Genomic DNA, 19,715 nt, shown 5'->3' with positions numbered 1-19,715 from the left:
GCTTTTTTTTAGCTATTGCAGTGTATTGGACAATAAAAATTTGGGGGAATTTTAAACAGCATACCTTTCTAACTATTGCCCTGGTTTTACTTTATATAGGCGGAATTGGAGGCACCACTTATCATGGATTGAGGCGTTGGCCAATTTTTATTATGATGGACTGGATGCCGATTATGCTTTTATGCCTTTCGGCTGGGGTGTACTTTCTTTCCAAACTAACCAAGTGGTATTTTGCCGTTTTAATTGTAGCCTTGTATGCTTTCTTTCAGTTTTATGTGAGGCGGCTTTTTAGTAATGGCGATTTTCAGATCTTCATCAACATCAATTATGCATTTATGGCCGCGCTGGTTTTATTTCCGGTATTTGGTTATTTGATCAAAACAGAGTGGAAAAATGGCAAATGGGTTGGCTTTGCCCTAATTGCTTTCATATTCGCGCTAACTTTCCGCATTGCCGATAAATGGGATGTATTAACAATTGGTACGCATTTTTTATGGCATACTTTCGGGGCTGTGGCCTCTTTCTGTATGCTGAATTATATTTATTTGGTTAATTTGAAAAAAGCCAAAACTTCATAAAATATTCATTCCTAAAAGGTGTAAATTATTTACCTTAGTTAAATATATAACTATTGAAATGAAAAAAATATTGATTTTATCTGCCCTGGTATTGGGCCTTAACTTTGCATCTCATGCACAAAGTCTTTTAAGTAAAGTTGGATCTGCTGCGGCAGCAAGCACAGGTTTCGATGCGGCAAGTTTAACCTCTGGCATTATTGGTAAACTAGCTCCTGCCTTAAGTTTAACTCCGGCTCAAAAACCAACTGTAACTACAATTGTGAAAGATTTTCTGGTGCAGAAAGCAACCATTATGGCCACTCAAAAAACAGATCCTGCTGCTTATCAAAGCAAATTTGGTAAATTGTTTTCTGGATTGAAATCGAAACTGGGAACCGCTTTAACGGTTGCACAATTGGCCAAGTTTACTTCGTTAAAACCTGCTGTTCCAAGTGCAAGCAATGTGCTTTCTCAGTTGTTTTATTAGATGGGAATGAAAGGTTGTATCATAAATATAGATTTGTCATGTTGAGCTTGTCGAAGGACCTGTTAAATACTTTTAAGGTGTTTCAACAAGCTCAACATGACAGCATCTGAGGTAAAATTGTCTTTGTGATACAACCTCTTGATCTTAGAATTTAGAATGAGCCTTACTGTAGTCTAGTTTCTTTTGTCTGCCTATGGCATATTCGATACCGCCCCATAAATGGTTCTGGAATTTATCATCAGCCCAGCCTTCTTTAGTATGCCCCATACAGGTATAGAAAGCCCTTCCGCCATCAAAATTGTGGTACCAGCTAAAAGGATGAAAATTACCATTTTTACCGCCGGTATAAGATTTCTCATCTAAGGTAATCAGCACTTTAATATCTGGATTGATATCTTTAAAGTTATATAGCTCATCTTTTCTCATCCAAACTGAATCGGTAAAGAATTTGGTTGAAGGATGTTTTTTGTCTTTAATGATAAATTTAGCTTCCTGAACTGCTGGGTGACTTGTAAAATAAGCGCCGACCAATTTACCATACCAAGGCCAATCGTATTCAGTATCGGTTGCGGCGTGGATGCCTACAAAGCCTCCACCGGCCTGGATATATCTTTCGAAAGCAACCTGTTGTTTATTATCCAAAACATCGCCTGTGGTACTTAAAAAAATTACAGCAGCATATTTTTTAAGGTTATCTTCTGTAAAAACATCCGCATTTTCTGTGGTATCTACTTCAAAGTGATGTTCAGTGCCCAGCTTTTGGATCACTTCTTTTCCGATCTCGATAGAGTTGTGTCTAAAGCCTTTGGTTTTGGAAAAAACTAAAACTTTTGCCGATTTCTTAGCGGTGGTAAAGCTTTGGAATAAAAAAACGGATGCAATTAATAAGCATATGGATAGGTACTTTTTCATTTTTGCTGACTTGGTTAGTGATGGATATTGAGCTTTAAATTTAAGAAAGTTGTTTGATAATTTCTATACATCTTTCTTCAACCTGCCTGCAAACAGGGTTAAACAGGGCATTATCCCAATATGGATCTGTAACTTCGTCGTTATCAAGAAAAAGTTTAACCTTTTTTCGCTCTTCTTCGCTTTTAGCAAGGTTTTTAACATCAGCTAAATTATTCTGGTCCATAACCAAAATCAGATCGTATTTAGCAAACATAGAGTGGTTAAATTGTTGTGCCCGCTGTTTGCTGATGTCGTAACCTAGCGCTTTCGCTGCTGAAATACTCCTGTGATCGGGGGCTTTGCCGATATGCCAATTGCCCGTTCCTGCCGAAGCAATTTCCCAATTTAAGTTCTGTTTATCTGCCAGATGGCGCATAATGCCTTCGGCCAAAGGTGAACGGCAGATGTTACCAAGGCAAACCATTAAAATTTTCAATATTATTTAGATTTTGCTGTAAATATATAAGTAACGGTGTAGGTTGTTCCTTCCTTCTCAAAAGTATATTTTTGAATGATATTTGTCCCGTTTAAATTTACAGTTTCTGTATTGCCGAAACCAGTATTTAGCGTGATTTCATTTCCACTTTTTGTCCATTTGGCATTTTGAAAGGACATCATGTCGCATAATGGACCTGTAGAGGTGAAAGCATAAGATCCGTTTGATGAAAAACTTAATGCGTAATTGTTGTTTAAACAAGAACTAGGTCCTGAAAGCGTCATGAAATTGCTGCTCGATTTTTCGTTTACGGTTAAAACAGGACTAACAGTTGCCGATTGCAAGGGCCATTTGTAACTCGTAATATCGTCAATTGCAAGAGTTTCTTTCTTTTTACAGGCAAATGCCATGCATAGGGTTAAGATAAGTAGTAATTTTTTCATCAGTTTTAATTGGTTTTGGTATACATCAGATAAACGAAACTAGCTTCTGATATGCTACAACGGACGAAAAAAAAGCCCCAAGCTTTTTAGCGTTGAGGCATCGAGAATATCTAAAATATTATCCGTAGATGTCGTTTAACATTTTCGCCAATCGAACACCACCTTTTAATAGCTGTTCGTTAAGGGTATCAACCCAATCAAAATTGTAGCGATAGCTTAATTTAGCATCCGGTTTGGTGGTATCGTATATTTTATTGCAAATGCCGTACGATTCGTAAATACAATCTTTAAGGCCTGTGTTTTGCCAGTTATACAGCTGAATTGCTGAAGGGTGATTAATTGCTTTCGCATATTCTGTATAGCTCAACTGCTGATATTCGATAAGCTGTTCATCCCAAACCCTGTGGATGTTCGATTTTTCATTGAACCATAACACCGAAATACGGTTACCACCCAAATCATCTTTACGGGCAACATGCATAGGCTGACATAAATCGCCTGCCAGGTGTACCAACATGCGTAAAGCCAATTTCTTTTCGGCTGCAGTGCTGCTTGCTTTCTTTAATACAGCAATTAAATCAGGTATTTTGTTGTAAAGATTAGGTGATTTTTCAGTTTCTAAAAAGTTGTAAACGCCTTCTTTGTTCAGTCCCGCCGGAAGATTAACAAAATGCCAGTTATACATGTAATTGTAGGTAGAGTCTGATTTGATAAAATCACCCCAGTTGGCACTCATGGCCAAAGTTTCATAACCTAAGATGCCCTGAATAGCCTTGCGTGTTTTAGCTTTTAAGTAACTATCGGCAATTTCGCCAACTACACGATGGCCAATGGTGCCCCAGGCATTTGCCTGAATTGGTAGATAAGCTAAAAAACCAAAAACTAGTGCAATGGTTAATTTCTTTTTAATTGATGTTAAAATCATTTTATAATTCTTTTTGTATGCAGGTAATTTTTTCTTTGAGGTTTAATATGATTTCGCGTTGGTCACTTAAACTTTCTAACAATAATGTATCTGCAGATTTCTTTTTGATCAGGAAGTTCTTGTCGTATCGGCCAATGCGGTAACATCCCGATATTTTTTGTTTATGGTTAGCGTGTGTAAAGGTGGCACCAACAAATAGGGTATCGCCTTTAACAACATAAACGCCTCTGGCATATTCTTTCCAAATGCCATTGTTGTAGCAAGAATCTTCGTAAAAATTTACTTTGCTGTAGGTAACCATGTCAATATAAACAGAATCGCAGGTAAATTTGAAATGGTGCTGTGTGTAGTTGCTCAGTTTATTGCTAAAAGCGACGGAATCTTCATTCCAGACGCCTTGCATAAAATCTTCACCTTTGCCCTGTATATTAGGCCGCGGACTACAAGCTACATGTAAGATCGATAATGTAAAAAGGATGATGTAGAAATTCTTTAAACCCAGGTGCAGCTTGTTCATTGTATTGTTAATCGATGCTTTTAGGAAATTGATCGTGTGTTACAGTATTCTTTTTAATGGTATTGGTAATCAGGATTAAAAAGCCGGCTGCAAAACAAATATTGGCTAGTGCACCGATAATACCGGTTAAAGTATAATATTTTGAAATTTCAGTGTAGGGGATATTCCTGTTACTAATCCATAGTGGCAATAGAATATAAAATAAGTGTATCAGTATACCAATTCCTGAGCCTATGGTCATTAAAATGGCCTCAACTACATTTTTTTTTGCTAAAAAATAGCAGCAGGTTCCAAATATGATAACTGGAGGAATGATGGATACTAAGCTGAGCAATGTAGAGAGTACTGAATTCATATTATCTATTTTTAATTAACCGTATTGATTATACCTATAATTGTTGCCGTTAACAAAGAGGTTGTAGCATAAAATATTTTCACTCGGATTTGTCACGTTGAGCCTGTCGAAAGGCTTTACTATAAATTTATAGCAGGTCCTTCGACAAGCTCAGGATGACAAATTTTATTTTATAACATCTTTAAAATTAATTATTTCAAACTGCCAACCATGTCTTCCGGGCGAACCCATTCATCAAATTGTTCGTTGGTTAACAAGCCCAATTCTACAGCTGCAGCTTTTAAAGTTTTATTTTCTTTATGTGCTTTCTTCGCAATTTTAGCGGCGTTTTCGTAACCCACATGCGGATTTAAAGCCGTAACCAACATTAAAGAATTTTGTAGATGCTTCTCAATTTCTGGCAAGTTAGCGGTGATTCCTTCCGCACATTTATCGGTGAAAGAAACGCAGGCATCGCCAATTAAGCGGGCCGACTGTAATACATTAGCCGCAATAAGTGGTTTAAACACATTAAGTTCGAAATGGCCGCTCATCCCACCCACTGAAACGGCAACATCGTTACCGATTACTTGTGCACAAACCATAGTCAAAGCTTCTGGTTGCGTAGGGTTAACTTTACCTGGCATAATTGAAGATCCTGGTTCATTATCAGGAATTACAATTTCGCCAATACCACAACGTGGGCCAGAACTTAACATTCTTACATCGTTTGCTACTTTCATTAAAGCAACCGCAGTACGTTTTAAAGCACCAGAAAGCTCTACCATTGCATCATGCGCTGCCAGGGCTTCAAATTTATTTGGAGCCGTAACAAATGGTAAACCGGTTAAATCAGCAATTTTTTTAGCCACTAAAAAATCATATCCTTTTGGTGTATTTAAGCCAGTACCAACGGCGGTGCCACCTAAAGCCAGCTCGGCAACCATAACCAAAGCATTTTTAATGGCCCTGATGCTGTTATCGATCTGTTGTACATAACCCGAAAATTCCTGCCCTAAGGTAAGTGGGGTAGCATCCATAAAGTGTGTACGCCCGGTTTTAACGATCGAACTGAATTCTTCTACTTTTTTGGCTAAAGTATTTCTTAATTTTTCTAAACCTGGAATGGTATTTTCTACCGTAAGTTTATAGGCTGCAATGTGCATTGCTGTTGGGTAAGTATCGTTTGATGACTGTGATTTATTTACATCATCGTTAGGGTGAAGTGCTTTTTTATCATCAGCTAATGAACCACCGTTAATTACATGAGCGCGGTTTGCAATCACCTCGTTACCATTCATGTTGCTTTGTGTACCCGAACCTGTTTGCCAGATTACTAAGGGAAATTGATCATCTAACTGTCCAGCAATAATTTCATCACAAGCTTTAGCAATTAAATCGGCTTTTTCTGCTGATAATACACCAAGTTCGGTATTGGCAAGCGCAGCTGCTTTTTTCAGGTATCCAAAAGCATGGATAATTTCTTTTGGCATCGAACCTTCTGGTCCGATTTTGAAGTTATTGCGTGAGCGTTCGGTTTGTGCACCCCAGTATTTGTCGGCTGGTACCTGCACCTCGCCCATGGTATCGTGTTCTATTCTGAAACTCATTATATTTTTGATTTTTATTGTCGCAAATTTAGGTTTTTTGCCTTTTAAAGCGTTGGATTTATGTAAGATATTTAATGGATAACAAAATATATCGCCGAAATGTCGGTATTCTTTTTATTCTTCAACATAATGTACAAACTTTTATCCTGGCTAGCCGCTTCTACCAATGAAATCATATTCATACCTTTACCGCAAATATGCAGGGATTAGTTATTAAATCTACAGGGAGCTGGTATAGTGTTTTGGCCGATAATGGCGAACGCTATGATTGCCGGATTGTTGGGAAATTCAGGATTAAAGGACTTAAAACCACCAACCCGATTGCGGTTGGCGACAGGGTGAAATTTGATCTGGAACGGGATAGCAACCAGGGTTTGATACACGAAATGCTGCCACGTAAAAACTACATTATCCGCAAATCGATCAACCTAAGTAAGCAGGCGCAGATATTGGCTGCAAATTTGGATATGGCCATGTTGGTGGTTACGCTGGCTTCGCCCCGTACATCTTTAGGTTTCATCGATCGTTTCCTGGTTACGGCCGAGGCTTACGATGTACCTGCGGTTTTGGTGTTTAATAAACTCGATCTGTTTAGTAAAGAGGGTTTAGAAATTCTTCAGGAGTTTAAAGAGATATACGAGAGTATTGGTTATGCCTGTTACGAAGTTTCGGCTTTAAAAGGCATTAATATTCCGGTTATTCAGGAATTGATTACAAATAAAATTACACTGATATCTGGTCACTCGGGCGTTGGGAAATCGAGTTTAATTAATGCATTATTGCCCGATCGTGATTTAAGAACGGGAGAGGTTTCAGACTGGAGCGATAAAGGGCAGCATACCACTACTTTTGCCGAAATGTTCGAATTACCACAGGGCGGTTTCATTGTCGATTCTCCCGGAATTAGAGAACTGGGCGTTATTGATATTGAAAAAGAAGAACTAGGTCATTTTTTTAGAGAAATCTTTAAAACCTCGCACAATTGCCGTTTTAACAACTGCAGGCACATTAATGAGCCTGGTTGTGCCGTTTTAGCCGCGGTAAACGAGGGCGAAATTGCCGTTTCGAGGTATGAAAGTTACCTGAGCATTTATCACGGAAACGATACTCGTCATTAATTGAGTGAGGGGTCGAAAGTCAGAAGATATGATGCGTGATAAAATACTTCTTGATTGAACCAACGAATTAGATTGAAAACCTTTACAAAAAAATAAGTAATGAAATTTAAACTGGGAGATTTTGTGCGTTTTGTTGATGAAAAACGTGAAGGTTATGTAACTAAAATTATCGATAGCCAAACTTTAGGTGTTACCGATGAAGATGGTTTCGAGATACCTGTTGCGGTGAGTAATTTAACTTCTGTACATGGTCATGGTGTGGTAGCCGAAGAGTTAGATGCCCCCAAACCCGTCCATGTAAATATCCCCAGTATTAACAAAATCGAAAACGGTATTTATATAGCTGTTGCTACCGATGATAAGGCCGGTAATGTGGTACATTTTCACCTGCAGAACCATTCTCCAAATATTTTATTGGTAAACTTAACTACGGAGCGTAAAGAGAAGTATGCAGGTGCTTTTCATGGGATAATCGAATCTTACGGCTCTACTTTAGTTTATTCTGCTTCCTTGGCTGATCTTGATCTTTGGCCAGAATTTAACTTTCAGGTTTTAGTATTTAGCAAAGCTGATGTGAAACCTATCGATCCTTTGGTAATCCGTAAGAAATTTAGGGCAAAAGATTTTAGCACCGAACAAAAGGAATTGCCTCAATTGAGAAATAAGGGCTGGTTAATCCGCTTGGATGATCTGGTTCCGGTAACCATCGATCCGCAAAAATTAAAAGAAAGTTTTTTTAAATCAACTGAAGAGAAAAAAACAGTTACAGCCCCTCAAAAAGAAATCGATCTGCACATCGAAAAATTGAGAGATGATCATCATTTTCTGGAAGCTGATGAAATGTTGCAGATACAGATCAATCATTTTCAAACTGCGATGGATGCTGCGGTTGTGCATCATTTCGATAAAATCGTTTTTATCCACGGTTCAGGAAATGGTACTCTACGAGATAAAATCCATAAACTGATCAGTAAAAACCCACATGTAAAAACATACATGGATGCCAGAAAAGAAAAGTTTGGTTACGGGGCTACAGAAGTGGTTTTTAAATAGTAGGCTTTTGTTTGTGGTGTAAGATGTACCATCTTACACTGAATCATCTTTTTAGATTTACGCTAGGTAAGATGGTCACATCTGATTGCATTGCAGTCTTTCCCATGCGATTCGTCATTCTGAACTTGTTTCAGAATCTATTTGGTAAATTAAAAATTCTATACGGTGTGTTCAGAATAACAGAAGGTGAATTCAATCCTGAGTCTGTAGAAGGATAAACTGGTAATTTATTATTTGGGCGTTGCCCAATCCCGTGAAGAACGGGAAAGGGGCGGGCTTTGCAGGGCTACGCTTCGCTGGATCTTACACTGAATCAAATCTTTTTAGATGTGCAATAAGTCAGATGGTAACATCTGACTTCACAGAGAAGATGATTCTGAACTTGTTTCAGAATCTATTAGTAAATTAAAGATTCTTCATTGCATTCAGAATGACAAAAAAACTAAAATCCAAACTCCAAAACCACTACAATTGCATTGTTGCCCAATGCTTCCAGTTCTACCTGTTCAATATCCCAGAGCGCTAAACCATCTCTTGAGTGCATCAAGCGGCCTTCAATTTCGAAAGCCCCATCAATAATAAAAGCATAGAACCGATGGTTTGGACTTTGCATTTTATAAACTGCTTCTTCACGACCAGCAAAAATGCCGGCACTTAATTTAAAAGGCAATTTTGGGTTTGATATAATTTCGAGCAGCTGGTTCTTGTTTTTCTCAAAATCGAAACTGAAAAGCATTTCACTTGCCCGCATTAAAAACATATCGGTTTTAATCCCAAACTGTATGTAGTTAATCACATTGTTTTGATAAGGATTGCTGATTTCTAAAACTTCTCCCTTACCCATATTCAACACCTGTACTTGCCCGGTTTCTAAAGCAAATTCTTTTCCGTTGGCAACAATATCAATTCCGCCAGTAATGGGCATAAATATCTGGAGCGAATCTTCCTTGCATAGAAAAAACGTAACCTTTCCGCCAGCAATCGATTCATCATTACATAAAAATAAGTTGCCGAAAGGTGTTCTGTGCTCACTGTAATATTTCTCAAAATTAAAGGTGCTGTATCTTCTTAGTGCCGAAGTTTCTGTTAAGCCCCGCTTTTCAAGACTGTTAATGTCCGAATTGATCAATTCGAATTTAAAGTTTTCAAAAGTCAGAAAACGTCTGCCTAAATTATCCAGTACATCAGGAATAATTCCATTTAACTGGCGCAAATAGCCAGTAATAGCTGCACTGACCAAAAAATGTAACTTCTCTGCCTCTGGAACATTCAGTACCATTTCGGCGAAAGTAGTAAGCCGCTCTTCCTGATTATAAAATTGAGCTTGCATTTTAAATTCAGCAAAACTGTCTTCATGTACAAACTTGTCCCATGTGCTGGTATTGGTTGCATCAATTATTTTTCGATAGCATAGCGTAATTACTTTCATTGACATGCATAAAATTAAAAAAGACGCTAAGAAATCCTAACGTCTTTATGAAAATAAAACAATTATAAGGATTATACTAAGCTTTTACGTTCCATTTAAACGTGAGTTCGAAACCTGTTGAAAACAAAAGCAAAAAAAGCTTAGAAATTGAGGAACGCTTTTTGCGATGATGTAATTTCTTTTTATAAAAGATTAAAACTAGCTTTGCCGCTATTAATGAAACACCTGGTTACCATATCGCTTGTATTTTTTAGCTTAACACATTTGGCAAAAGCCGAACGCGTTGAAGGGCTAAGGATATTAAACGAATATTGTAACGAGCATAATATCAGCGTTAATTCAACAGGTAAAGAGTCGGTTCAACTTAATGAAGACCGTAACCCTTATCTGTTATCGTACACCAAGCTTGCTTTAATCGGGACCCAAGCCCAATTGAAAGTTGCAAAATATGTGAGCGTAAATCAGGTAATTGCCGATTTAACAATCAGAAAAAAACCGAAGAACAATAGTCCCTAATTTTCTTTTCTACAAGATTTTTTGAGAGGTTTTTAGCCTCATTCATACCAACAACTGCCAAACTGACTTAAGAAAGACAATGGCTTGGTTGTTGTAACACACCATTTTTTAATAATAAATACGATTTAAAATATTATAATGTTAGGATTTTTAGCGAAGGTTTTCGGAAGTAAATCAGAAAGAGATATAAAGGCTATTCAGCCATTGGTTGTTAAAATTAACGAACACTACAGTAAACTGTCTGCGCTTAGCAACGATGAGTTACGTGGTAAAACCATAGAATTTAAAGAAAAGATTTCGGCCTTTTTAACCGAAATTGATGAGAAAATTTCAGCACTAAAAGCTGATGCAGAAAGCGAAGATTTAGATCTTCACCAGAAAACAGCGATTTATGATCAGGTTGATGCCTTAGGTAAAGAGCGCGACACAGAATTAGAGAAAGTACTTTTGGAAATCCTTCCGGAAGCTTTCGCTGTAATTAAAGAAACTTCTCGTCGTTTAAGCGAAAACGATTATTTAGAGGTTACCGCAACCCAGTTCGATAGAGATTATGCTGCAAGAAAAAACAATGTTAAAATTGTTGGCGATAAAGCACAATGGGCGAATAGGTGGGATGCTGCAGGAACCGAAGTCGTTTGGAATATGGTGCATTACGATGTACAGCTAATTGGTGGTATTGTATTGCACAGCGGTAAAATTGCCGAGATGGCTACCGGTGAGGGTAAAACCCTGGTAAGTACATTGCCGGCTTATTTAAATGCATTGGCCGGACAAGGTGTTCATATTGTTACCGTGAATGATTACTTGGCCCGTCGTGATAGTGAGTGGAATGGCCCCTTATTCGAATTTCATGGTTTAAGTGTAGATTGTATTGATAAACATGAGCCAAACTCTGAAGAAAGGAGAAAAGCTTATGCCGCAGATATTACCTACGGAACCAATAATGAATTCGGTTTTGATTACCTGCGTGACAATATGTCGCAGACACCTGATCAATTGGTGCAGCGCAAGCAGCATTTTGCAATGGTGGATGAGGTCGATTCAGTTTTGATTGATGATGCCCGTACCCCTTTGATTATCTCAGGTCCGATTCCACGTGGCGATGAGCATGAGTTTTATGAATTAAAACCACGTATCGAACGTTTGGTTAATGCACAAAAAGCTTATGTAACCCAAGCATTAAACGAAGCGAAGAAATTAATCAACGCAGGCAACAGCGGAACCGAAGAAGGTGAAGGTGGTTTAGCCTTATTGCGTGCATACCGTGGTTTGCCAAAAAACAAAGCTTTAATTAAGTTTTTAAGTGAAAGCGGTGTTCGTGGTTTGTTGTTGAAAACCGAAAACCACTATATGGCAGATCAATCTAAGAATATGCCTAAGGTAGATTCTGAATTGTATTTCTATATCGATGAGAAAAATAACCAGGTTGAGTTAACTGAAAAAGGTATCGAACTGATTACCCAGTCAGGTGAAGATCCTCATTTCTTCGTATTGCCTGATGTAGGTACTGAAGTTGCAGATTTAGAGAAATCTGACATGCCTTTAGAAGAAAAGGTTGTTCAAAAAGATGCCTTAATGCGCGATTATTCTGTTAAAGCAGAACGCATCCACTCGGTTAACCAATTGTTAAAAGCTTATACTTTATTTGAAATTGATGTAGAGGCGAGTTTTGGTCAATCTATAAACTAGATGTGGTAGAAATTCCAACCAACAGAAATATTTCTAGAAAAGATGAGCAGGATTACGTTTACCGTACTGTTCGTGAAAAATATAACGCTGTTGCTTCAGAAATTCAGTTTCTTGTTTTCCCGTATTCTCACTACGAAACAGAATATGAATTGGATAAAGAAGGAAATCCAAAACAAAAAGATGGCAAACCGGTAATCAAATACGATCCAACAGGTAGGGCTGTGCCTAAGCTCGATGCTAAAGGTGCATTAATCCCAGCGGTTAATCCTGAAACAGGGCAACTAGAGCCGCAAGCTGGTCGCCCGGTATTGGTGGGTACAACATCGGTAGAGATTTCAGAATTGTTAAGCCGTATGCTTAAACTCCGCGGAATTAAACACAATGTATTAAATGCGAAAATGCACCAGAAAGAGGCCGATATTGTTGCCGAAGCTGGTCAGGCAGGAACTGTAACCATTGCAACCAACATGGCTGGTCGTGGTACCGATATTAAATTGGGTGCAGGTGTTAAAGAAGCTGGCGGTTTAGCCATTGTAGGTACCGAGCGTCACGAGTCTCGTCGTGTAGATAGACAGTTACGTGGTCGTGCAGGTCGTCAGGGCGATCCGGGTTCATCTCAGTTCTTCGTTTCGTTAGAAGATAACTTAATGCGTTTATTTGGTTCAGAACGTATTTCTGGTATTATGGTACGTATGGGTATCGAAGATGGTGAAGTGATCCAACACTCTATGATTACCAAATCTATCGAACGTGCACAGAAAAAAGTAGAAGAAAACAACTTTGGTATCCGTAAACGTTTATTGGAGTACGATGATGTGATGAACTCGCAACGTACTGTAATTTACGCTAAACGTAAAAACGCGTTATTTGGCGAGCGTTTAGATGTAGATATGAACAATATGGTTTTCGATGTTGCTGAAGATATCGTAAGCGAATATAAACAAGAAGGAAATTACGATGGTTTTAAACTGGAAGTAATCAAAAACTTCTCTTTAGATACGGCCATTACCGAAAAAGAATTTACTTCAACCAACATCCCTCAGTTAACTGAAAGGTTATTTGATGAAGCTGAAGCATTTTACGCACGTAAATCGGAAGCCATTATCCAACAATCATTACCAGTTTTAACCCAGGTTTATCAGGAACGTGGCGAGCACATCGAACAGATTGTGGTTCCGTTTACTGATGGTATCCGTGGTATTCAGGTAGCGGTTGATTTGAAAAAAGCTATCGATAATAAAGGAAAAGAAGTAGTTCGTTCATTCGAAAAAACCATTGTCCTTGCCTTGATCGATGATAGCTGGAAAGAGCATTTACGCGAAATGGATGATTTGAAGCAATCTGTACAAAATGCAGTTTACGAACAAAAAGATCCATTGGTGATTTATAAAATGGAAGCTTTCAACCTATTTAAAAACATGCTTAATGCGGTAAATAAAGAAGTAGTAAGTTTCTTATATAAAGGCGGTATCCCGGTTCAGCAAGAGCCAGACCAGGTTAGAGAAGCACCAGCTCCGGTAAAACAGCCGAAGTTGCAAACTACTAAACAAGAATTTGGTAGAGAAGAACCAGGTATCGAATTTGGCGATACGCGTGAGCCCGTTCCACAACAGCCAATCCGTAAGGAAGCAACCGTTGGCAGAAATGAACCTTGCCCATGCGGTAGTGGTAAAAAATTCAAAAATTGCCACGGCGCTAATTTATAATCAAGAGATATAATGCTTTATCAAGCCTCAACATTTGTTGGGGCTTTTTTTATAACTAAAACCCCTAGTTTTATTTGTGTAGTTGCACTCATAATGAATTTACTTCGCTCCAACGTCATGCTGAATTTATTTTACAAGTAGAAATAGTGTTTTCAATTGTCGTGTAGCTACTACGTGGTCAGCATCTTATAAGACCCATTCTTGTTGTTAAGAAGAAATGAGATGATATTTTATTCATCTGCTCACTAAATGCCAAGGTCTTTTACACATGAAAACAATATTAACTTTTATAGGCTGTTTGTTCCTTTTTACCACTGCTTTTGCACAAAAAGGAGAGGTTACGGTTATAAAAGATCCCTTAATTGATAGTTTAATTGCCAAACGTTTGGCAGTTTATAAAACTTCTGGAGAGGTAAAACCGGGTAAACCCATTGTTTCGGCTTACGGTTACCGCGTACAGATTTTCTATGGGTCAGACCGGCGCGAAGTTTTTAACGAACAGGCAAGGTTTAAAGGACTTTATCCTAAATATAATACCTACCTCGTTTATAAAGAACCTAACTATTACGTTCGAGTGGGCGATTTTAGAACACGCTTAGAAGCGCAGCGCCTCATAAACGAACTCAGACCAAACTTCCCGACACTGTTTATTTTTAGGGAAAAAATTAATGCACCAAGTTTAGATACCACAACAAGTAATGATCAAAAATAAAATCCAAGAACTAGCCGCGAACATTTTTAACGATGTAGTAGGCTATCGTCAACATATCCATGCCAATCCTGAATTATCTTTCAAAGAATTCGAAACTTCATTGTTCATCAAGGATAAATTAAAAAAATGGGGAATTGAATATACCGATTGTGCCAATACCGGTGTGGTAGGTTTAATTAAGGGTAACCAGCCATCTGATAAAGTAATTGCTTTACGTGCCGATATGGATGCATTACCTATTCACGAAGCAAACGACAAACCTTACCGTTCTAAAAACCATGGCGTAATGCATGCCTGCGGACACGATGTTCACACTTCGTCACTTTTAGGAACAGCTCATATCCTAAACCAAATGAAAGATGAATTCGGTGGAACCATCAAATTGATCTTCCAGCCCGCAGAGGAGTTGTTGCCAGGCGGAGCAAGTATCATGATTAAAGAAGGTGTATTGGAGAATCCAAAACCGGATTATATTGTTGGTCAGCATGTAATGCCGTTAATTGATGCCGGTAAAGTAGGTTTCCGTTCAGGTATTTACATGGCCTCAACAGATGAATTATATGTTACTGTAACCGGGAAAGGTGGTCATGGTGCGCAGCCTCACCAAAATATCGATCCGGTTTTAATTGCATCGCATATCATTATTGCTTTGCAACAGATTGTTAGTCGCAATGCCGATCCACGTACACCATCGGTTTTATCTTTTGGTAAGGTAAATGCCAATGGAGCAACTAACATTATCCCGAATGAGGTAAAAATCGAGGGTACGTTTAGAACCTTAGATGAGGGCTGGAGAGATGAAGCACATAAACGCATGAAAAAAATGGCTGAAGGAATTGCCGAAAGTATGGGGGGAAGTTGCGATTTTGATATCCATAGAGGTTATCCATTTTTAATTAACGAAGAAAAATTAACAGCAAATGCAAAGGCTTTTGCCGAAGAATTTTTGGGGAAAGACAATGTGGTTGATTTAGATATCTGGATGGCTGCCGAAGATTTTTCTTTCTACTCGCAGGTAACAGATGCCTGTTTTTATCGTTTAGGTACTGGGAATGCCGCAAAAGACACGCAATATTCAGTACATACACCAAGATTTGATATTGATGAAGATGCCTTGAAAATATCAACAGGATTAATGGCCTATATTGCTTTAAAACAATTAGGGAATTAATGATAAGGTGGAGGATGTAAGATGGACGGAATTAATCTTTCTCCCGTTTTACATCTTTCATGATACATTATCCATTTTACCTTTTACATCTACCTTCCATGAAAAAAGTATTTTTGTTATTATTGTTAACGTCGCTCTTTTACACAGGTTTCGCTCAGGAAATCAACCGCTTTAATCCTGATACAATTAAAACCATTACGCTCGATTCTGCAGTAAATATCAAGGCCGAAAAATTGAATGTAGAGACATTTATCAGAAAGGTGATGTACGATACTTCCTTTTATCAATCGTTTAGGGATATGAAACGTTATTCTTTCATTGCCGAAAACAGGATTTACAGTTACGATAAAAAGAACAAGGTTGATGGAAAAATTTACCGTAAAATAAGACATAACAATAGCGGTCCTTATAAAATGGAGTATCTGGTAAAACAGGATACCGGGAAAATTTATAAGAAAAATGGCAAATACCAACTTTATACCGTAGAGATGTTCGATTACATTTTTATGAATGCCTATAACACCGATTTTGTACCCAATGCACCCAAACCTGACGGAAAGGGCGGAACAAATGAAAGTTATAAAGACAAACTCAAAACATTAATCTTTAATCCTGGCCGTCCGGTAAAAGTTCCTTTTATTGGCAGTAAAACCGAAATATTTTCAGCCAATATGCGCCAGTATTATGATTATGGTTTCACCAGCGGTACCTATCTTGATTCTATTCCGGTTTATCGTTTTAAGGTTTCAGTTAAACCCGATTTAAGCAGCTGGACAAAAGATGGCATCATGATCAAGGAACTGGTTACCATTTTCGATAAAAGAAATTTCAATATTCTGGGGCGTTATGTAGATATGAAATACAGCAATATGCTGTTCGATTTTGATGTGCAGATGAATATAGAAATGGGCTATTTCGGAGACGATAAATTACCAACCAAAATTACCTACCAGGGTAACTGGGATTATCCTTTCAAAAAGGAAGAACGGGCTAGTTTTTTAATCGTACACAAAGATTATAAACTCGAAAAGGGCAAATAAGGATTTAATAATATGTCTTTCTAGAGAGCCGTCACCCTGAATTCATTTCAGGGTCTATTTTGCATGAAAGATGCTGACCGCGTAGTAGCTACAAGACAATTGAAAACACTATTTCTACTTGTAAAATAAATTCAGGACGACGATCGCATTGGGGTAAAGAGTAAAAATTAATCATCATGATAAATATTAATCGAACTCAGGTTATTATCTTTAAACGATTATTTAAACCAATAAATATGCAATTCCTTTCCCCGTTAAAATTTAAAATATCATTAGCTTTATCACTGTTTTTGGGCCTTCATGTACATGCACAGGTGCTCACTTCAAAACAGATCGATAGTGTTGTAGAAAAAACACTCACCACCTTTAATGTTCCCGGAATTGCAGTTTCTGTAATTAAAGACGGTAAAATAATCCATTTAAAAGGTTATGGGGTAAGTTCCATCAAAACCAATAAAAAGGTTGATGAGAATACCCTTTTTGGTGTGGCATCAAATACAAAAGCATTCACGGCTGCGGCATTGGGTATGTTGGTTGATGAAAAGAAAATCACCTGGGATACTAAAGTTACCGATGTAATTCCGGAGTTTAAAATGTACGATGCCTACGTAACCAGCGAATTTACTATCCGCGATTTGCTCACGCACCGCAGCGGTTTGGGTTTAGGTGCGGGCGATTTAATGATCTGGCCAGATTCTTCAACCGTTGATAAAAAGCAATTGATCCATAACCTGCGTTATTTAAAGCCGGTTTCCTCTTTCCGTACCAAATACGATTACGACAACCTGATGTATATTGTTGCTGGCGATGTGGTAGCAAGGGTTTCAGGAATTACTTACGAAGATTTTATTGAAAGCAGGATCATTAAACCATTAGGCATGACCAAAACGGCAGCTTCGTGGTACCGCTTAAAAGACAAATCGAATGTAATTGATGGCCATGCCCCTTACGAAGGTAAACTGCTTCCTGTAGGACTAAGCTTCGGAGAGATCGCAAATGCTGCTGGTGGAATTTATTCGAACGTTACCGATATGAGCAAATGGGTAATGGCCATGATCAATGGCGGCAAATATGGCGAAACTCTTGACAAGAAATTATTCAGTCCTGCTGTGGCAAGAGAACTTTGGACGCCGCAGACCATTATTGCAGGAGGTAATCCAGCTGCTTTTAGTAGTTATGGCCTAGGTTGGTTTTTGAGTAATGTAAATGGCAATTTTCAGGCAACACACACAGGCGGTCTGTCAGGGATTGTAACACAGGTAACGATCATTCCAGAGATGAAATTGGGCATTATTGTATTAACCAATCAGCAATCTGGTGCTGCTTTTAATTCGATCACCAATTCGATTAAAGATGGTTATCTTGGTATTAGAGGACAGGACAGGATTAAAACCTATAACGATAACAGGCTCAGAAACGAAAAACAGGCTGACGAGATGGTAAGCAAAGTTTGGAACGATATTGCGGCTCAGCAAAAACTGTCGGTCGCAAAGCCAGATGTTAAACATTATTATGGCATTTTTCATGATGCCTGGTTTGGCGATGTAACCATTAGTGAGGTGAACGGCAAGATGCATTTTCAGGCTAAAAACGCTCCAAAATTGAAAGGCGACATGACTTACTACAAAGGAAATACCTTTATTGTAAAATGGTACGATAGAAGTTTAGATGCCGATGCTTTTGTTAATTTTAGTTTAGATAACAATGCTTCGGCCAATGGTTTTAAAATAGAAGCGATTTCGCCGCTAACCGATTTTAGTTTCGATTTCCAGGACCTGGATTTTAAAAAGACCGATAAAAAATAACCTAACCAATTATACAATGAAAACATTATTTAAAACGAGTATTTTACTAAGCTTTTGCTTAATTGCATTTACATCAATGACATTTAAACCAAAACGGATTATCTTCTTTGGCGACTCGATTACCCAACAGGGTGTTTCTAAAAACGGATATGTAACCCTGATCAAAAAATCGCTCGATTCTACTAAATATGATATAATTGGAGCCGGAATTGGCGGCAACAAGGTTTACGATTTATACCTGCGTTTAGAAGATGATGTGCTCAACAAGAAACCCGATTTAGTGGTGATTTATGTCGGTATTAATGATGTTTGGCATAAACAATCTTCTCATACCGGAACCGATTATGACAAATATTTAAAGTTTTATCAGGCGCTGATCAACAAAATTCAGGGTGTAGGCAGCAAAGTGGTATTGGTTACTCCATCAGTTGTTGGTGAGAAAAAAGATGGTACGAATGAGCTAGATGCCGATTTGAATAAATATGCTGAAGGTATTAGAACATTGGCTGCAAAAAATAATCTTCCTGTATGCGATTTAAGGAAAATTTTTGCAGAGTACGAGGCAAAAAATAATCCAGAGGATAAAGAAAAAGGCATTTTAACTGTTGATAGAGTACACTTAAATGAAACAGGTAATAAATTGGTTGCCGATCAGTTATTGCCTTTGGTGAAGTAGATAGATATTCGTCATTGCGAAGCGAAGAAGGGGATTGTACAATGGAGTGAAGCAATCTTTCCAGTTTAACAGATCAAAATAATAATGGAAAGAGGAGGGACAGTTTACATTATTACTAATTTTACTCATACTACATTATATGTCGGAGTTACTTCAGATTTAATGTTTAGGATAAAAGAGGATAGAGACAAGGTATATCCGAAATCTTTTTCGGCTAAATATAACATGGACAAACTTGTTTATTTTTGTTCTTATGATTCGATAGAGGAAGCGATTGCAGAAGAAAAGAGAATTAAGGGTGGAAGCCGTAAAAAAAAGATAAAATTAATAGAATCCATGAGTCCTGAATGGAAGGATTTATGGGAGATAGTGAAAGAATGGTAAATATTATACCATTGTAGATTAAAAATATATCGTCATTGCGAACTGAAGAAGGGGATTGTGCGATGGAGTGAAGCAATCTTTCCTGTTTGACGGTAACCAATTGAAAATAAATAAAAGCATAAAAGATTGCTTCGTCGTGCCTCCTCGCAATGACGA

General features: G+C 38.0%; 19 protein-coding genes and 2 pseudogenes. 13 read left to right on the top strand and 8 right to left on the bottom strand.

From position 1 onward, the window contains the following. Both AC1DND_RS09925 and AC1DND_RS09920 read left to right on the top strand, forming a co-directional pair. A partial coding sequence (locus tag AC1DND_RS09925) for a hypothetical protein (protein ID WP_477581242.1) occupies positions 1-578 on the top strand: 578 nt, incomplete at its 5' end. 58 nt (positions 579-636) lie between these two features. Further along, on the top strand, positions 637-1,044 hold the full coding sequence (locus AC1DND_RS09920) for a hypothetical protein (protein WP_477581241.1): 408 nt from the start codon (positions 637-639) through the stop codon (positions 1,042-1,044). 144 nt (positions 1,045-1,188) lie between these two features. On the opposite strand, the gene AC1DND_RS09915 is transcribed toward AC1DND_RS09920, so the two are convergent. The 7 genes from AC1DND_RS09915 to fumC all read right to left on the bottom strand — a co-directional run bounded on the left by AC1DND_RS09915 (position 1,189) and on the right by fumC (position 6,260). Then, the gene (locus AC1DND_RS09915) at positions 1,189-1,956 is read right to left on the bottom strand and encodes a ThuA domain-containing protein (protein WP_477581239.1); all 768 of its coding nucleotides are present in this window, start codon (positions 1,954-1,956) and stop codon (positions 1,189-1,191) included. A 40-nt stretch (positions 1,957-1,996) separates the two neighbouring features. Next, a complete protein-coding gene (locus tag AC1DND_RS09910) occupies positions 1,997-2,431 on the bottom strand; it encodes a low molecular weight protein-tyrosine-phosphatase (RefSeq protein WP_477581237.1) in 435 nt (144 codons plus the stop codon). Positions 2,432-2,433: 2 nt separating this feature from the next. Continuing rightward, positions 2,434-2,874, bottom strand: a complete 441-nt coding sequence (locus AC1DND_RS09905; protein ID WP_477581235.1) for a hypothetical protein — start codon at positions 2,872-2,874, stop codon at positions 2,434-2,436. 118 nt (positions 2,875-2,992) lie between these two features. Further along, entirely contained in the window at positions 2,993-3,799 is an 807-nt protein-coding gene (locus AC1DND_RS09900; RefSeq protein WP_477581234.1) for a S1/P1 nuclease, read from the bottom strand. Between the two features lies 1 nt (position 3,800). Next, positions 3,801-4,316 (bottom strand): fumarate hydratase, encoded by a 516-nt coding sequence (locus tag AC1DND_RS09895; protein ID WP_477581232.1) that lies wholly within the window; start codon positions 4,314-4,316, stop codon positions 3,801-3,803. A 7-nt stretch (positions 4,317-4,323) separates the two neighbouring features. Continuing rightward, positions 4,324-4,671, bottom strand: a complete 348-nt coding sequence (locus tag AC1DND_RS09890) for a hypothetical protein (protein ID WP_477581230.1) — start codon at positions 4,669-4,671, stop codon at positions 4,324-4,326. A gap of 191 nt (positions 4,672-4,862) precedes the next feature. Then, a complete protein-coding gene (gene fumC / locus AC1DND_RS09885) occupies positions 4,863-6,260 on the bottom strand; it encodes a class II fumarate hydratase (RefSeq protein WP_477581229.1) in 1,398 nt (465 codons plus the stop codon). A gap of 197 nt (positions 6,261-6,457) precedes the next feature. On the opposite strand from fumC, the gene rsgA reads away from it, so the two are divergent. Then, positions 6,458-7,378: a ribosome small subunit-dependent GTPase A gene (rsgA, locus tag AC1DND_RS09880; RefSeq protein ID WP_477581227.1), complete on the top strand. Its 921-nt coding sequence runs from the start codon at positions 6,458-6,460 to the stop codon at positions 7,376-7,378. Between the two features lie 99 nt (positions 7,379-7,477). After that, positions 7,478-8,431 (top strand): Smr/MutS family protein, encoded by a 954-nt coding sequence (locus AC1DND_RS09875; RefSeq protein WP_477581226.1) that lies wholly within the window; start codon positions 7,478-7,480, stop codon positions 8,429-8,431. 442 nt (positions 8,432-8,873) lie between these two features. Here the strand turns inward: AC1DND_RS09875 and AC1DND_RS09870 are convergent, their stop codons facing one another. After that, complete coding sequence (locus tag AC1DND_RS09870; protein ID WP_477581224.1) at positions 8,874-9,860, bottom strand: pirin family protein; 987 nt, start codon at positions 9,858-9,860, stop codon at positions 8,874-8,876. A gap of 147 nt (positions 9,861-10,007) precedes the next feature. Here AC1DND_RS09870 and AC1DND_RS09865 point away from each other — a divergent pair, with 147 nt between their 5' ends. The 9 genes and pseudogenes from AC1DND_RS09865 (at position 10,008) to AC1DND_RS09825 (ending at position 19,559) form a co-directional block, all read left to right on the top strand. Next, the gene (locus tag AC1DND_RS09865; RefSeq protein ID WP_477581222.1) at positions 10,008-10,376 is read left to right on the top strand and encodes a hypothetical protein; all 369 of its coding nucleotides are present in this window, start codon (positions 10,008-10,010) and stop codon (positions 10,374-10,376) included. A 138-nt stretch (positions 10,377-10,514) separates the two neighbouring features. Then, positions 10,515-12,181: pseudogene (locus tag AC1DND_RS09860) on the top strand (preprotein translocase subunit SecA); the annotation flags it as partial. A 174-nt stretch (positions 12,182-12,355) separates the two neighbouring features. After that, a pseudogene (locus tag AC1DND_RS09855) lies at positions 12,356-13,771 on the top strand (preprotein translocase subunit SecA); the annotation flags it as partial. Positions 13,772-14,039: 268 nt separating this feature from the next. After that, the gene (locus AC1DND_RS09850) at positions 14,040-14,483 is read left to right on the top strand and encodes an SPOR domain-containing protein (RefSeq protein WP_215130087.1); all 444 of its coding nucleotides are present in this window, start codon (positions 14,040-14,042) and stop codon (positions 14,481-14,483) included. Then, on the top strand, positions 14,470-15,654 hold the full coding sequence (locus AC1DND_RS09845; RefSeq protein ID WP_477581220.1) for a M20 metallopeptidase family protein: 1,185 nt from the start codon (positions 14,470-14,472) through the stop codon (positions 15,652-15,654). The genes AC1DND_RS09850 and AC1DND_RS09845 overlap by 14 nt, the downstream gene beginning before the upstream one ends. Before the next feature lie 98 nt (positions 15,655-15,752). After that, complete coding sequence (locus tag AC1DND_RS09840) at positions 15,753-16,694, top strand: hypothetical protein (RefSeq protein WP_477581218.1); 942 nt, start codon at positions 15,753-15,755, stop codon at positions 16,692-16,694. Positions 16,695-16,930: 236 nt separating this feature from the next. Continuing rightward, positions 16,931-18,499: a serine hydrolase gene (locus AC1DND_RS09835; RefSeq protein ID WP_477581217.1), complete on the top strand. Its 1,569-nt coding sequence runs from the start codon at positions 16,931-16,933 to the stop codon at positions 18,497-18,499. A gap of 16 nt (positions 18,500-18,515) precedes the next feature. Continuing rightward, a complete protein-coding gene (locus AC1DND_RS09830; RefSeq protein WP_477581215.1) occupies positions 18,516-19,175 on the top strand; it encodes an SGNH/GDSL hydrolase family protein in 660 nt (219 codons plus the stop codon). Positions 19,176-19,259: 84 nt separating this feature from the next. Beyond that, the gene (locus AC1DND_RS09825; protein WP_477581213.1) at positions 19,260-19,559 is read left to right on the top strand and encodes a GIY-YIG nuclease family protein; all 300 of its coding nucleotides are present in this window, start codon (positions 19,260-19,262) and stop codon (positions 19,557-19,559) included. Positions 19,560-19,715: the final 156 nt, after the last annotated feature.

The sequence above is a fragment of the Pedobacter sp. 01N416 genome, assembly GCF_056399685.1.
The sequence above is the reverse complement of the archived record's forward strand: the minus strand, read 5'-3'. Positions and strand labels throughout refer to the sequence as shown.

Bases quoted from the DNA above. Each gene is read 5' to 3' on its own strand.
- AC1DND_RS09895 (WP_477581232.1), bottom strand. From the start codon at position 4,316: ATGAACAAGCTGCACCTGGGTTTAAAGAATTTCTACATCATCCTTTTT.
- AC1DND_RS09870 (WP_477581224.1), bottom strand. From the start codon at position 9,860: ATGAAAGTAATTACGCTATGCTATCGAAAAATAATTGATGCAACCAAT.
- AC1DND_RS09900 (WP_477581234.1), bottom strand. From the start codon at position 3,799: ATGATTTTAACATCAATTAAAAAGAAATTAACCATTGCACTAGTTTTT.
- AC1DND_RS09875 (WP_477581226.1), top strand. From the start codon at position 7,478: ATGAAATTTAAACTGGGAGATTTTGTGCGTTTTGTTGATGAAAAACGT.
- AC1DND_RS09890 (WP_477581230.1), bottom strand. From the start codon at position 4,671: ATGAATTCAGTACTCTCTACATTGCTCAGCTTAGTATCCATCATTCCT.
- AC1DND_RS09915 (WP_477581239.1), bottom strand. From the start codon at position 1,956: ATGAAAAAGTACCTATCCATATGCTTATTAATTGCATCCGTTTTTTTA.
- AC1DND_RS09850 (WP_215130087.1), top strand. From the start codon at position 14,040: ATGAAAACAATATTAACTTTTATAGGCTGTTTGTTCCTTTTTACCACT.
- AC1DND_RS09835 (WP_477581217.1), top strand. From the start codon at position 16,931: ATGCAATTCCTTTCCCCGTTAAAATTTAAAATATCATTAGCTTTATCA.
- AC1DND_RS09905 (WP_477581235.1), bottom strand. From the start codon at position 2,874: ATGAAAAAATTACTACTTATCTTAACCCTATGCATGGCATTTGCCTGT.
- AC1DND_RS09840 (WP_477581218.1), top strand. From the start codon at position 15,753: ATGAAAAAAGTATTTTTGTTATTATTGTTAACGTCGCTCTTTTACACA.
- rsgA (WP_477581227.1), top strand. From the start codon at position 6,458: ATGCAGGGATTAGTTATTAAATCTACAGGGAGCTGGTATAGTGTTTTG.
- AC1DND_RS09845 (WP_477581220.1), top strand. From the start codon at position 14,470: ATGATCAAAAATAAAATCCAAGAACTAGCCGCGAACATTTTTAACGAT.
- AC1DND_RS09825 (WP_477581213.1), top strand. From the start codon at position 19,260: ATGGAAAGAGGAGGGACAGTTTACATTATTACTAATTTTACTCATACT.
- AC1DND_RS09830 (WP_477581215.1), top strand. From the start codon at position 18,516: ATGAAAACATTATTTAAAACGAGTATTTTACTAAGCTTTTGCTTAATT.
- AC1DND_RS09920 (WP_477581241.1), top strand. From the start codon at position 637: ATGAAAAAAATATTGATTTTATCTGCCCTGGTATTGGGCCTTAACTTT.
- fumC (WP_477581229.1), bottom strand. From the start codon at position 6,260: ATGAGTTTCAGAATAGAACACGATACCATGGGCGAGGTGCAGGTACCA.